This window comes from Halomonas sp. GFAJ-1 (assembly GCA_002966495.1).
In the GTDB taxonomy this organism is placed as follows: Bacteria; Pseudomonadota; Gammaproteobacteria; order Pseudomonadales; family Halomonadaceae; genus Vreelandella.
On record CP016490.1, the window covers coordinates 2,701,038 to 2,714,730 of the forward strand.

General features: G+C 52.6%; 12 protein-coding genes and 1 tRNA gene. 6 read left to right on the plus strand and 7 right to left on the minus strand.

What is annotated here, in order from left to right; translation table 11 throughout:
• Positions 1-8 precede the first annotated feature (8 nt).
• The gene (locus BB497_12105) at positions 9-1,766 is read right to left on the minus strand and encodes a type IV-A pilus assembly ATPase PilB (protein ID AVI63389.1); all 1,758 of its coding nucleotides are present in this window, start codon (positions 1,764-1,766) and stop codon (positions 9-11) included.
• Between the two features lie 262 nt (positions 1,767-2,028).
• Between BB497_12105 and BB497_12110 the strand changes: the two genes are divergently transcribed.
• The 5 genes from BB497_12110 (at position 2,029) to BB497_12130 (ending at position 4,574) form a co-directional block, all read left to right on the plus strand.
• Positions 2,029-2,472 (plus strand): hypothetical protein, encoded by a 444-nt coding sequence (locus BB497_12110; GenBank protein ID AVI63390.1) that lies wholly within the window; start codon positions 2,029-2,031, stop codon positions 2,470-2,472.
• A gap of 61 nt (positions 2,473-2,533) precedes the next feature.
• On the plus strand, positions 2,534-2,923 hold the full coding sequence (locus BB497_12115; GenBank protein ID AVI63391.1) for a pilus assembly protein PilA: 390 nt from the start codon (positions 2,534-2,536) through the stop codon (positions 2,921-2,923).
• Positions 2,924-3,016: 93 nt separating this feature from the next.
• Positions 3,017-3,478: a hypothetical protein gene (locus tag BB497_12120; protein ID AVI63392.1), complete on the plus strand. Its 462-nt coding sequence runs from the start codon at positions 3,017-3,019 to the stop codon at positions 3,476-3,478.
• Between the two features lie 86 nt (positions 3,479-3,564).
• Positions 3,565-4,380, plus strand: coding sequence for an inositol monophosphatase (locus tag BB497_12125; protein ID AVI63393.1), 816 nt, complete (start codon positions 3,565-3,567; stop codon positions 4,378-4,380).
• Between the two features lie 117 nt (positions 4,381-4,497).
• Positions 4,498-4,574: transfer RNA gene (locus BB497_12130), tRNA-Pro, on the plus strand.
• A gap of 138 nt (positions 4,575-4,712) precedes the next feature.
• Here BB497_12130 and BB497_12135 read toward each other — a convergent pair.
• From BB497_12135 to BB497_12150, 4 genes are all read right to left on the minus strand, one after another.
• Positions 4,713-6,110 (minus strand): hypothetical protein, encoded by a 1,398-nt coding sequence (locus BB497_12135; protein AVI63394.1) that lies wholly within the window; start codon positions 6,108-6,110, stop codon positions 4,713-4,715.
• A 342-nt stretch (positions 6,111-6,452) separates the two neighbouring features.
• Positions 6,453-6,656, minus strand: coding sequence for a hypothetical protein (locus tag BB497_12140; protein AVI63395.1), 204 nt, complete (start codon positions 6,654-6,656; stop codon positions 6,453-6,455).
• 116 nt (positions 6,657-6,772) lie between these two features.
• Positions 6,773-7,498 (minus strand): hypothetical protein, encoded by a 726-nt coding sequence (locus BB497_12145; GenBank protein ID AVI63396.1) that lies wholly within the window; start codon positions 7,496-7,498, stop codon positions 6,773-6,775.
• A gap of 88 nt (positions 7,499-7,586) precedes the next feature.
• Entirely contained in the window at positions 7,587-8,969 is a 1,383-nt protein-coding gene (locus BB497_12150; GenBank protein ID AVI63397.1) for an LOG family protein, read from the minus strand.
• Positions 8,970-9,129: 160 nt separating this feature from the next.
• On the opposite strand from BB497_12150, the gene BB497_12155 reads away from it, so the two are divergent.
• Positions 9,130-10,032, plus strand: a complete 903-nt coding sequence (locus BB497_12155) for a LysR family transcriptional regulator (protein AVI63398.1) — start codon at positions 9,130-9,132, stop codon at positions 10,030-10,032.
• A 72-nt stretch (positions 10,033-10,104) separates the two neighbouring features.
• Here BB497_12155 and BB497_12160 read toward each other — a convergent pair whose 3' ends face one another.
• Entirely contained in the window at positions 10,105-12,999 is a 2,895-nt protein-coding gene (locus tag BB497_12160; GenBank protein AVI63399.1) for a glycine dehydrogenase (aminomethyl-transferring), read from the minus strand.
• Between the two features lie 101 nt (positions 13,000-13,100).
• A complete protein-coding gene (locus BB497_12165; GenBank protein AVI63400.1) occupies positions 13,101-13,490 on the minus strand; it encodes a glycine cleavage system protein H in 390 nt (129 codons plus the stop codon).
• Between the last annotated feature and the right edge of the window lie 203 nt (positions 13,491-13,693).

Consider the following 13,693-nt stretch of genomic DNA (forward strand, 5'->3'; position numbering starts at 1 on the left):
GTCGCTGCTTACTCCTTACTAATTCGGTTAACTTCTTCAAGACTGGTGCTGCCATCTAAAACCCGGCTTAAGCAGCTTTGGTGGAGGCTTGTATGACCCTCTTTGCGCGCTAATTGCTCGATCTCGATGGAGTTACCATCGCGCATAATAAGTTGGCGCATGTCATCAGACACCGGCAATACCTCATAAACACCGATCCGTCCTTTGTAGCCCTGAGTACATTGCTTACAGCCTTTGGCTTGGTAAATAGTGGCGTTGCGGATGTCAAGCTGGCTAAACCCTGCCTTACGTAGTGCCTCAGCGGGAATTTCCGCAGGGGTTTTACATAGATTACAAAGCCTGCGAGCTAAGCGCTGAGCGATAATTAAGCTCACCGAGCTGGCAATGTTGTAGGAGGCGACGCCCATATTAGCCAAACGAGTAAGGGTTTCTGCTGCCGAGTTAGTGTGAACGGTTGAGAGCACCAGGTGGCCGGTTTGCGCCGCTTTTACCGCTATTTCAGCGGTTTCGAGATCGCGTATTTCACCTACCATGACCACATCCGGGTCTTGACGTAAAAATGCCCGAAGGGCGCTGGCAAAGTTTAAGCCAATCTTGGGCAGCACGTTGACTTGGTTAATTCCCGATACCTTGATTTCCACCGGGTCTTCGGCGGTACAAATATTGCGCTCAATTTGGTTGAGCATATTAATGCCGGTATACAGCGTGACGGTTTTACCGCTGCCGGTGGGGCCGGTGACCAAAATCATCCCTTGGGGCTTTTTAAGTGCGCTTTCATACGCCGCCTGCTGCGCCGGGTTAAAGCCGAGCTGATCAATGCCAAGCTGAGCCGATGCCGGGTCTAGAATACGCAGCACCACCTTTTCACCGTAGACCGTGGGCAGTGAGTTCACCCTAAAATCAATTGAGCGGCTTCGCGACAGCTGTAATTTAATACCGCCATCTTGTGGCAAGCGGCGCTCCGAAATATCCAGTCGCGACATTATTTTTAGCCGCGCTGCAATGCGGTGGCGTAGTGCGAACGGTGGGCGGGCTATTTCAAGCAGCATGCCGTCTATACGAAAACGCACCCTATAGAGTGTTTCATAAGGCTCGAAGTGAATATCCGAAGCGCCGCGGCTAATCGCGTCCAGCAGTATTTTATTGACGAATTTTACGACCGGCGCGTCTTCACTATCTTGGTCGGGCGCATCGAGAGTGACCTCTTCACCATCAGCGTTGTGCACAACGTTCAGTGCGTTAATCGCGTCGTCAACGTTCTCTAGCTCATCGAGCATACTCCGCTCGTTTTGCGCTAGGTATTGAATGAGGGTAGTTTTTAGCTGGTCTGCCGGGGCTAGCACGCCATCCACACTTAAGCCGGTGGCAAACTGCAGCTCATCAAGCTGGGTCAAGGTCGCTGGATAAGGCACCGCAACGGTTAAGCGGTGACCGTGGCGTGCGAGAGGCAGAATATCCAGCTTTTCGAGAATTTTGACCGGGTAATCATTAGCCGGTGGCAACGCATTAATCCGGACTGAGTCAAGATCAATCACCGGTAGCCCGTACTCCCAGGCCGCGGCCAAGGCGGCGGCATCGGCATCCACCAGCCCGCTTTCCACTACGTGCTGTAATAGCGAAATATCCAGCTCTGCAGCGGTAGACTCAGCAACAGCCGCCTGGGCATCGGTTAATGAGCCGTGTTTCACCAGCCGTTCAGCAATACCACGCAGGCCGCCGTTTAAGGCTGCATGGCTAAGGGTAGATTCGGGGGCGGGTTGACGCATGGGCATCTCGACGGCGTGATAAATGTAGCGCCCTTTTTACCATAGATGCTTAATTCTAGGTACTTCTAGGCTTATATACGCAACTCTTGACTGTCATCAAAAAGGGTGACAAAACCGTCATTCGTGTATGATGTACCTAGTTGCCATGGCGACGGCGGTAAGCTAATGTAACGCAATACTTAGCTAGGCAATGTTAGTGGCAGTAAAGCTAACAAGTGGCCACCTATAAAATGATGATTCAATATCGCAAGGGAATTATATGATGCAAACAAACCAAATTAATCGACCTCGCAGCTTAAAACAGCAGGGTTTCACCCTCATCGAATTGCTGATCGTGGTGGCGATTATCGGTATTTTGGCGGCGGTGGGTGTACCGCAGTATGGTAATTATTTAAATCGCGCTGAAGCAAGTGCTTGTGCTGGAGAGCTAAACTCATTCCGCTCCCTTTCTGTTGCAGAGTCTTCCGCTGGCGCTGATTTCGAAGATGGTCCCGCGGATAACTTTTCTTTTGAGGCTTGTGAGATTGACGGAACGACACAAGAAAATCTATTCGAAAGTTTTGCTGGAACATTCGAAGAACCGGACGAAAACAACACTATTTTCCCATTAACAGTAACTACACAAAATCGTAACCAAAACGTCTTTGTGCTAGCGACTGGCTCCATTACAGTCAATGATCCTACAGTCAATGATCCAGATGCGTAATATCTAGTTTTTGCTCTTAGCAAGCCGCCCAGCAGGGCGGCTTTTGTATTAGGTGACGCGCATGAAAAAATATAAACACAAACATGCTGATGGTTTCACCCTTATCGAGCTTCTTATTGTGGTGGCCATTGTCGCTATCTTGGCAGGCGTTAGCCTACCCACTTTTCTTGCCTACCTCGACCGCTCTGCCTTTGGTGCCTGCCAGCAGGAGTTAAGCACCTTTAAAACTCAAGTGCTGGCAACAGATAACCTTGACGATGCCTTAAGGCCCTTTAATTTTGGCGCCTGCCAAGTGGGCGGTGCTGGCCAACCAGCGCAAGCAGCAGTGGCCGATGCCTTTCGGGGCGTGTTCGAAGAGGGCAGCGCCGCACTGACTTTAGATACTCAACGCCCAGGGGTTCAGGCGCAAATTACTGCCCAGGGTGTTATTGAGCGTATAACGTCGCCATAAGGCTTAAAGCATTCCTCCCCAAATACCCTACCTTCCATACTGCCTGCGCATTTGCGCTCTACACTCAAAGCTCCTGCCACCAAGGAGTAAGTTATGAAATCAATTAATATTGGCGCCAGTTTACTGGTAAGCGCACTGCTGTGGCACTCTGCGGTTGTGGCCCAGCCCGCCCATGCGCCTGCCCACGGCGCTCGAGACAACGCGTCCCAATCAGAGCGCCACCGTGGCAGCGATAGCGGCCGCCATGAAAGCCGCCAACGCCATTCTCATCAAGAGGGCTACGTTGACCTGCCGCGCATAAACGAGCGTGAGCTGTTGCGCTTGCTGCGCCGCCACGATGCCCCCCGTGCGGAACCATTGCCCCCTGGCATCAAGCGCAATTTAGAGCGAGGTAAACCGTTGCCACCCGGTATTGCCAAGCGCTTTGACGGCCCCATTGCCCATGAGCTGCCCCGTTACCCGGGTTACGAATGGGAGCGTGTAGGCGCTGATGTGGTATTAATCGAGGCCGCGACCCGGGTAGTGGTCGATGTGCTGGTGGATGCGCTGCGCTAAGCTGTTAATAGCGCTTTGTGGTGTCATGGTAATGCCATTGCCCACCGCTTATGCTGAGGGGTGACAAACAACCCTAAGGAGCGGACATGGCGGCTTACACCCTAGAGGCACGGCTGGCGCTGGCAATTGAGATTGCCCAAGAGGCCGGGAAGATGATACTGACTGCCCGTGAGCAGCAAGGCTTTAGCCAGCGGCTTAAAGCGGGCGTTGAGCTGGTGACCGACGTGGATGTCGCGGTGGATAAGCTGATTAGCCATCGTCTAGAGGAGCACTTCCCCGGCGAGGCGCGGCTAAGCGAAGAATTAAACCCGGAGCGTGCGCTGCAAACGCCTGCTGAGCATCTATGGGTGGTGGACCCGATTGATGGCACGGTTAACTTTGCCCAGGGCCTGCGCCACGTGGCGGTCTCTATTGGCTGGTTGGAGCAGGGGGTGGGTAAAGTAGGCGTTATACATGCGCCTTTCTTAGGTGAAACCTTTAGTGCTGCAGAGGGAATGGGCGCATTTTGTAATAAACAGCCGATTAAACCCAGCGGCGCTGAATCGCTTGACAGCACGTTAGTAGCCACCGGCTTCCCCTATCAAAAAGAAGCCCGTAAAAAACTCTTACCCCGCTTAGCGGCGGTGTTAGCTAGTTGCCAGGATGTTCGCCGCAATGGTGCTGCTGCGCTGGATTTATGCGATGTGGCGTGCGGGCGTTTAGATGCCTACTACGAAAGCGTATCGCCTTGGGATTTTGTGGCGGGGTGGGTTATTGCCCGTGAAGCAGGCGCGCGGGTAGGGCATTTAACAGAGGTGCCTGAGGGCGTGCCAGACGATCTTTACCCGGAGCAGCTGCTAGTCACAACACCCAAGGTTTACGAGGCCATGGCCGCCTTACTAAAAGCAGCTGACCAAGCTTAACGGCAAGCGATTGAAAAGAAAGCGCAAAAAGAGCTTTTCATTTGGCGTATAAAAAGCTAGTATACGCACCGTCTTGAGGCAAACGTAAGCAGTTACCAGCGTTGCTAATAAAGGCATCGGAGTGTGGCGCAGCTTGGTAGCGCGTTGCAATGGGGTTGCAAAGGTCGCAGGTTCGAATCCTGTCACTCCGACCAAAGAATTTATAAAACGGTCACTTAGCTTACGCGGTGGCCGTTTTTTTCGTGCCTAGGATGGGTGGATGTCTTTGAATTGGGCGTTTGCATTCTACTCCTCGCCTGTTGGGCGAGGAGTATGATTCGGTAAGACGTGCTTCAGCGTGTTTCCACTTGAAGTGAGAGCTGGCCAGGCAGCCCCAGTGGATCTTCAGCGTAGGTCTGTAAGTTGCTTTCAGCAGGCAGTGTGATGTTCAGCATAAGCTGGCTAGCACTGCCTTCAAGCAACTCGACCATACCCATCATGACGGATTGAGCTTCAGGGCCGAACATCATGCCAAAGCCTTTTGCCTGCGTCCGTGCTTGTTCAATAAGTTGCGCCTCTGAAATGCCTTCCATCGTCGCGCCTAATGTAACAAGTCTGCTGAGAAGGCCTTCATCATTCAGCGTTAATGCAAGATCACCCCCTAGCAGTGTAGCGGCATCGAGCAGGCGAGTATCCCGCAAAGCGTCCATAGGTGTGGCACTCTTGGGTAGCACGACAGGCAAGTCATAATTAAAGCTCAGGCCCATTGCATCGCGTATCGTTATACGGCTATCTCCGCCCAGCACGCTGTGGCTCTCTTGCTCGTCCCAGCGTCCTGCAAAGTGAGCATCAAGGACAAGTTTGCCACTGCCATCGGTCAATACATTACTGATCATGCGCATTTCGGTACGTTCAGAGGGAGGGGCAAGGGCAATCATACGATTAAGATCAAGTTCAAGTGCTTCTATCCAAACACCACCTTCACCGTCCTTAAAATCACCATCGACCCTTAGGCGGTCTAATGTGGCAACAAGAACGTCGCTCTCAATAGCCATGTTTTCCAGCAACATGGCACCCAAGTGCTCTTCTTGTTCACCTTGCATTCCGCGAAGGTCTTCGAAGCGCACTCGGTCAATAATGAATGAGCCACTGCCCAGGTCTCCTAAGTCCTCTCCCTGCATGGCAACACCGCTAAATTCGAGCATGCCTAGTGCATCCGCTGAGATTGCTTTGCCACGCACTTCAGCAATTTCTAGACGCCCGGGAGCCTGGTGAATGCCAAGGTCATATAGCATGTCGCTGGCCAGCTCAGAATCAAGATCCAGGGTAAAGTTATCAATGCTAAGGCTTGCTATATTCAATGGCGCTTGCTGCATTGCCTCATCATTGAAAACCGCCATGCCAGGCTCGCCAAAGACCGCGCTATCCATACTCAATAGCAGTAGCTCTGTGAGGCTATCTTCGACCCTTATGCCTTCCACGCGAACTTCGTCAGGGTTGTCGTAGTTACCGATGACGATATAGCGTTCGATCTTAAGACGCTCTCCTTCAGGAGAATCATACACAATGTCCTCAGCGGTAAAGCGATCACGCAGCATTGCTTTAGAAACATCACCAATACTCAGTTCGCCATCGGCGAATAGGGCGGTAAGTTCAGTCTCAAGGCGTTCGGTACTTGCGAAACTTGGGCCAGCAACCAGTAGGCTAAAAGTGGCCATACCGACACAGGTATGTTTAATAAGAAATGACATTTGACAGCCTCTTGATGGATAAAGCTGTAGGCTTAGCAATATTGCCGCATTAGGCTTACAGCGCGCTTATTGTGTTTAATACATTATCAGATAAACGCGCTATCATATTAGCAAAAATAAATTTTAATTAATTGTTATCTTGGTGTGGAGTAGGTCTTTGTTGCCATCGGTTAGCATGGCAGGCTGTGGAGCCAAGCAGCGCATAAGGCTTAAGAGTACTTCGAATGACGTTAGGGGAATAGGTTGGGAGAGTATTCTAAATACGTAGGTAGCTCGGTGGGCTGTGGCGAATGCAGAATAGAAAAAGCCCTGCTGATAGCAGGGCTCTGGGGGGGGCGTCTATCAACTGCTTTGGGCTTTATGATCGGCCAATGCGGTGGCAACCGCCTCTTCCCATTGGCCTTCGGTGATTCCCCAGTGCTCCATTTGTGCTTGGTCGGCAGGCCCTTCGGCGGCGGCATTAAGTTCTTCTGGGGTGTTGCTCTCAAAGCAGTGCTTGGCAAACGCCTTGGTTTTGCCGTCCCTTAGCTGGTCAATCATTTCCATGCTGGTTCTCCTTTTCCACGGTGAGCGCTCGGTGCTGCTCATGACGTCCATCAGTGTAGCGGGTTAACGGCGACTCTGCCTGGTGGGTTTCACCTCTGCCCATAGGCGGTTTTATCTTACAGCGTGGCATCAACGATGATTTTTAATGCGATGCCTGCCAATAGCAGCATAATTAAGTTATCGAATAGGTGATGAGGCAGGCGTTTACCAAGCTTAGCCCCTAAGGGCATCGCCACTAGTATGACCAGTAACGCAGCCAAGCTATATACGCTGCGTTCTAAGGTTAAAATACCCGCGCTTAATAGGGCGGGTATTTGCACGCAGGTGATTGCCACGAAGAAAACGGAAATAGAGCCGATGAACACTTGGCGCTCTAACCGCATGGCGTTGAGAAAGGTCACTGATGCAGGTGCTGACATGCCCGCAGCGCCTTGTAACACCCCGGCTAATAGGCCCACTGGCAAAACGATGCGCTTAGCCAGCGAAAAAGGCATTACCATTTTACGCCTAGCTAGCTTAATGGCCAGATACATTACAATAGCGCCTGCGACTCCAAGCGAGAGCAGGGTGGGCGAAAGCACTACTAGTCCCCAAGTGCCGATGATAATGCCCAGCCCACCGGCGATTGAAAACGCGGCTAAAAACCTTAGTGGTAAAAGATGACGTCGGTACTGCCATACCTGCAGCGCGTTACTGAACAGATTGGGCGCCACTAGTACCGCAATGGCCAGCTTTACATCATAGAGCATCGTCAGGACAGGAATGACGATGACAGGCACACCAGAACCAATAGCGCCTTTAATAACCCCTGCCGCGAGCAGCGTTAGCAGAGCAATAATCACGTGTGCATTCCTTTAAAGGCAGGCGGAGCGTTGGCGCAAGCCTGCCGGTGTTTATACGCTATACGTTGCGCTGTTTATTTGAGGAGGGCTATTTAAGTACATAGCAGGGCGTGTAGGGCTGGCCATCTAGCTTCATCCGGCCTTGGGCTACAAACGAGGTGAGTAGCTCGTCTAATCGCTGCATTAGTTCCGGTTCGGCGGTTAGCTCAAAGGGGCCGTGGGCCTCAATAGCACGAATGCCGTCTTCTTTAACATTGCCTGCCACAATGCCCGAGAACGCCCGCCGCAAATTGGCAGCTAGCTCATGAGTTGGCTGCTGGCGGTGCAGAGCTAGCGCGCGCATCGCTTCATGGGTGGGGGTAAAAGGTGCCTGAAACTCCCTGGCGATCGTCAAGCGCCAGTTGTAGTAAAACGCATCTTGATGCTTACGGCGGAAATCGGCAATTTCATCAATTCCGTCACGCATTTTACGTGCCACCGCCGTGGGGTCGCCGATAATAATGGTATAGTAGCGGCGGATATCTTCACCCAGGGTGTAAACCAAAAACTCGTCGATTTTCTGAAAGTAGGCCGCCGAATTGGCGGGACCGGTGAAAATAAGCGGGAAGGGGGTGTCCGCGTTGGTGGGGTGAAGCAAAATGCCCAGCAAATACAGAATCTCTTCTGCGGTGCCTACGCCGCCGGGAAAAACAATAATGCCATGACCAAGGCGTACGAAGGCTTCCAGCCGCTTCTCGATATCCGGCATCACAACGAGTTCATTAACGATGGGATTGGGTGCTTCCGCGGCGATAATACCCGGTTCTGAAATGCCCAAATAACGGCCATCTTTCCGACGCTGCTTAGCGTGAGCGACGTTAGCACCTTTCATAGGGCCCTTCATGGCGCCAGGGCCGCAGCCGGTGCAGATATCTAAATCGCGAAGCCCTAAGTGGTAGCCCACATCTTTAGAGTATTCGTACTCTTCCCTGGAAATGGAGTGGCCGCCCCAGCACACCACAAGGCTAGGGTCGCGGCCGGGCTTTAACGTGCCAGCCTTGCGCAAAATGTGAAACACCGCGTTGGTGGTGCCTTCGCCAGTATTAAGGTCAAAGCGATTGTGGTGCTGGATTTCATTATAGACGTAGACGATATCGCGAATAACGGACGATAAGTGTTCGCGAATACCGCGGATCATACGGCCATCTACAAAAGCTTCAGCGGGCGCGTTAGTTAATTTCAGCCGAATGCCTCGGTCTTGCTGTAGCACCTCAATATCGAAGTCTTTGTAAGCTTCTAAAATGGCTAAGCTATCGTCGGTGGGACTGCCGCAGTTAAGCACCGCCAGAGCGCAGCGCCGGAGCAAATCGTGCAAACCGCTTTTAGAGGTGCTTTTAAGACGATTGACTTCATGCTGAGAGAGAACTTCAAGACTCCCTTCAGGAGATATGATGCTGGAGATCGTGGCGCGGGGCACTGGCTGGTGCGTCATTATGATGGCTTTCCCTGATGTTGGTGATCACAATGTGCATACTATCACGCTGTTACAGACGGTTCAGTAGCGCTCGTGGTGCGCTCAGTAGGTAGCCGAGTTGTGCTACTCTATGGTCTCGTTAAGAGCAGACGATGACTCAATAAGATGGCGCTTCATTATGTTTAATGCCGTGTATTTTCGGACATTTATTACGTTGGTGGAAACCGGAAGTTTCACACGGACGGCGCGCCGTTTGGAAATGACTCAGCCAGGGGTTAGCCAGCATATTCGCAAGCTGGAAATTTACCTTAATAAAACACTGCTGGAACGAAAGGGCAGGAGTTTTACGCTCACTGAGACGGGCCGACGCGTCTACGACTATGCGCTAAAGCTGTTTGCTGAACATGAGCAGTTCCGCCACGGTCTAGATGACGACTCCTTAGATAGCGGTGATTGCCGTATTGCATCGCCTGGGAGTGTGGGGCTGATGTTTTACCCTTACATTCTCGGTCAGCAGCAGATGCATCCTAACTTGACCGTTAACTATAGCTTTGCGTTTAACCACGAAATTGTTAATGACCTGCTAGAAGGGCGCTACGATATTGGTATCGTTACTGAGCAGGTCAACCACCCGGATCTCACCTGCACCCTTTGGCATAAAGAGCCGCTTTGCTTAGTTGTGCCGGCTGATTTTGCGGGCAGCACCCTTTCTGATTTGATGGGGATAGGCTTTCTCAATTACTACGACGGCATTAACCACGCCAATGCGTTGCTGAAGGCTAATTACCCTGACGAGTTTCGCTCCATGACGCACTTCCGCCACCAGGGGTTTACCAATGAAGTCAGCATGGTGCTGGATGCTGTGGCGCGGGGGTTGGGCTTTACCGTTGTTTCCCGCTTAGTGCTAGAAACGTCCCCTTGGCAGCGTCAGGTGAAGGCATTAGCGTTGCCACATGCCATCAGCGAAGTGCTTTACCTGCTGCATCGCCAAGACTCGGTGCTACCCAAGCGGTATGAAAAATTGCTGAACGGTTTTCACGACCAGCGTATGCAAGAAAAAACGCCTCTGGCGCCGGATTAGCGGTGCCAGAGGCGTTAAGCTTACGTTTTGTCTCTCACGCTTTACATCTCACGTTTTAACATCGCCATGATATTACTGGCGATACTCATCAATGCTAGGGCACGAGCAAATTAACTGGCGGTCACCAAACACGTTGTCTACGCGGTTAACGGAGGGCCAGTATTTAGATGCGGCGACTGCCTGCGTGGGGAAGGCGCCTAGCTTTCGGTCGTAGGGTCGCTGCCAGTTACTATCCATCACGTCTGCCTGTGTGTGTGGAGCATTCACCAGCGGATTATTATCCAGCGGCCAGTCGCCTCGCTCTACTGCAGCGATCTCCTCACGAATCGCGATCATGGCATCGCAGAAACGATCTATTTCGTACAGTGACTCCGACTCTGTTGGCTCGATCATCAGCGTGCCCGGAACCGGGAACGACATGGTGGGCGCGTGGAAGCCGTAGTCCATTAGGCGTTTGGCGATATCCTCTTCGCTAATGCCTGAAGCGCTCTTGAGGGGGCGAATGTCGATAATGCATTCATGCGCCACCGTGCCATTTTGGCCGCGGTAGAGAATCGGGTAGGCCTCTTCCAGCCGCTTGGCAATATAGTTGGCATTTAAGATGGCAAGCTCAGTAGCTTCCCGCAAGCCACGGGCGCCCATCATTTTAATGTAGGCCCAAGAGATGGGTAGGATGGACGCACTGCCAAACGCCGCAGCAGAGACGGCGCCGCTTTCCGGGTTGACCCCATTAATAGGCGTCACCACGTGGTTAGATACAAAAGGCGCCAGGTGTGCTTTCACACCAATGGGACCCATGCCGGGGCCACCGCCGCCGTGGGGAATACAGAACGTTTTATGCAGGTTGAGATGCGATACATCACCACCAAAATCACCGGGGCGAGTAAGGCCAACCTGGGCGTTCATGTTGGCGCCGTCAACGTATACCTGGCCGCCGTGTTTGTGGACTACCTCGCATACGCTGCGCACGTGAGATTCAAACACCCCATGAGTCGAGGGGTAAGTAATCATCACCGCAGAGAGGCGTTCGCTGTACTGCTCGGCTTTGTTGGTTAAGTCGGCGAGATCGATGTTGCCGTTTTGATCGCACTCGACCACGACAACTTCCATGCTAAGCATGGCCGCAGAGGCAGGGTTAGTACCGTGGGCGGAGCTTGGAATCAAACACACATCGCGGTGAGCTTCGCCTTGGGCAGCTTGATAGCGACGGATGGCGAGCAGGCCAGCGTATTCGCCTTGTGCGCCTGAGTTTGGTTGCATGGAGATGTGGTCGTAACCGGTCACTTCTACCAGGAAAGCGGCAAGTTCATCAATCATTTGATGATAGCCCGCGACCTGGTCACGGGGGGCAAATGGGTGAAGATGCGCAAACGCAGGCCAGGATACAGGTATCATCTCGCTGGTAGCATTGAGTTTCATAGTGCATGAACCCAGCGGGATCATGGCGTGAGCCAGCGAGAGGTCCTTGTTCTCAAGACGTTTTAGGTAGCGCAGCATCTCAGTTTCACTGCGATAACGTTTGAACGTCGGGTGCTCTAAAAAGTTGCTTTGGCGCTGGTACGCGGCCGGAATGCCGCTGATGCCATCCTTCACCACCTTCTCGTCTAGCGCGGCCACGGAAAGGCTATGCTCGTCGCCGAGCAACACATCAAACAGGGCTGCTACATCGTGGGCAGTCGTCGTCTCATCCAGACTAATGCCGACATCGCCGTTAGCGAAATAGTGCAGGTTGATGTCGTGGGTCATGGCACGGCCATGAATTTTGCCCGCATCCACTTGGGTCAAGCGCAGCGTATCGAACCAGCTGTCGTGAGCTAGCATAACGCCTGCCTGCTTGAGACCTTCTGCTAGCAGGGTGGTTAAGCGATTTACGCGGCCCGCAATTTTGCGTAACCCTTCTGCACCGTGATAGGTCGCGTAGAAGCCCGCGATGTTGGCCAGCAGCGCTTGGGCGGTACAAATGTTGGATGTCGCTTTCTCGCGACGGATGTGCTGTTCGCGGGTTTGCATCGCCATGCGCAGCGCTGTGTTGCCCCGGCTATCTTTCGATACGCCGATAATTCGACCAGGAATCGAGCGTTTTAGCTTGTCTGATGTCGCAAAAAAAGCGGCGTGGGGGCCACCAAAGCCCATGGGAACGCCAAAGCGCTGGGAGCTACCCACCACAATATCGGCACCCATGGCACCCGGCTCTTTAAGCAGTACTAGGCTCAATAGGTCAGTAGCTACACAGGTCATAATGCCGCGCGCTTGGGCAGCTTCTAGCATGGGGCCCAGGTCGGTAACCTCTCCGCTGGCCGAGGGATATTGAACTAGCGCACCAAAAACGTCGTGTTCGGCTAGTGAGGCGGCTGGCCCACTGATGAGTTCAAAGCCAAAGAATTCGGCACGGGTTTTAACGACGTCCAGCGTTTGTGGAAAGAGGTCGTCTGCCACAAAAAAGGCGTTGGACTTGCTCTTTTTGTTGCTGCGTTTACAAAGCGCCATGGCTTCGGCGGCGGCAGTCGCTTCATCCAGCAGGGATGCGTTAGCAAGCTCCATGCCGGTTAAATCCATAATAACTTGCTGGAAGTTAAGCAGACCTTCTAAACGGCCTTGGGAAATTTCCGGCTGATAGGGGGTGTAGGCGGTATACCAGCCTGGGTTTTCCAACACATTACGCTGAATAACCGCGGGCATGTGCGTGCCATAGTAGCCTTGGCCAATATAGCTTTTAGCCACCCGATTTTGGCGTGCTAGCTGGCTTAGATAGTCAAGGGCTTCTGCTTCACTGCGAGGGTCATCCAGTGCAAGTTCGCGACCAAGGCGAATATCGCTGGGCACGGTTTGCTCAATAAGGTCTTCCATGCGCTGCATATTAAGCGCTTCTAACATGCTAGCGACATCGTCGGGGCTGGGCCCGTTATGACGTTTGATAAAAGCATCGTGGTCGGCCAGTTCGGCCAAGCGGCGTGATTCAAAAGACATGGGTAGCTTCCGGACGTTATGAGAAAACCGAGCAGGGGTATTCAACCAAGGCTATTCGGTAATAAGCCTGCCCCAGCCTTAATGAGCAGGCTTAATGGTGATTAATCGTCTGCGTTAATTGTCGCTTGGTAGGCGTTTGCGTCTAACAAGTCGTCAAGGGCTTGACCAGTTACGCGCACCTTCATCATCCAGCCGCCTTCATAGGGCGCATCGTTGACTGTTTCAGGCGCATCTTCAAGGGCGTCGTTGATCTCGATAACTTCGCCATCGACCGGTGAGTAAAGGTCGGAGGCGGCTTTAACCGACTCAATAACCCCAAACTCTTTGCCTTTGCTGAGTTCTTGGCCTACCTCGGGTAGCTCCACAAAAACCACATCACCCAGCGCTTCTTGAGCGTGGTCAGTGATGCCGATTGTCACGGTGCCGTCTTGGTGATCAAGCACCCATTCGTGACTTTTAGCGTAACGAAGATTAGCAGGAAGATTGCTCATGGTGATTCCCTATACGAAACGGTTGTCTGGACGAGAGCATACTAGCGTTTGTGAGCCGCCTTGGCGACCGTAGGCCGTGCTAGCAGAGGTCAATTTTTGCTTATGGTACCGTGTTTCTTATCGGAAACAAATTTCTTGAGAAGGACATGGTTAAGCTGCGGGAAAACGAGCGGCGGCGCAAGGTTAGGAAGGGAATGCACACT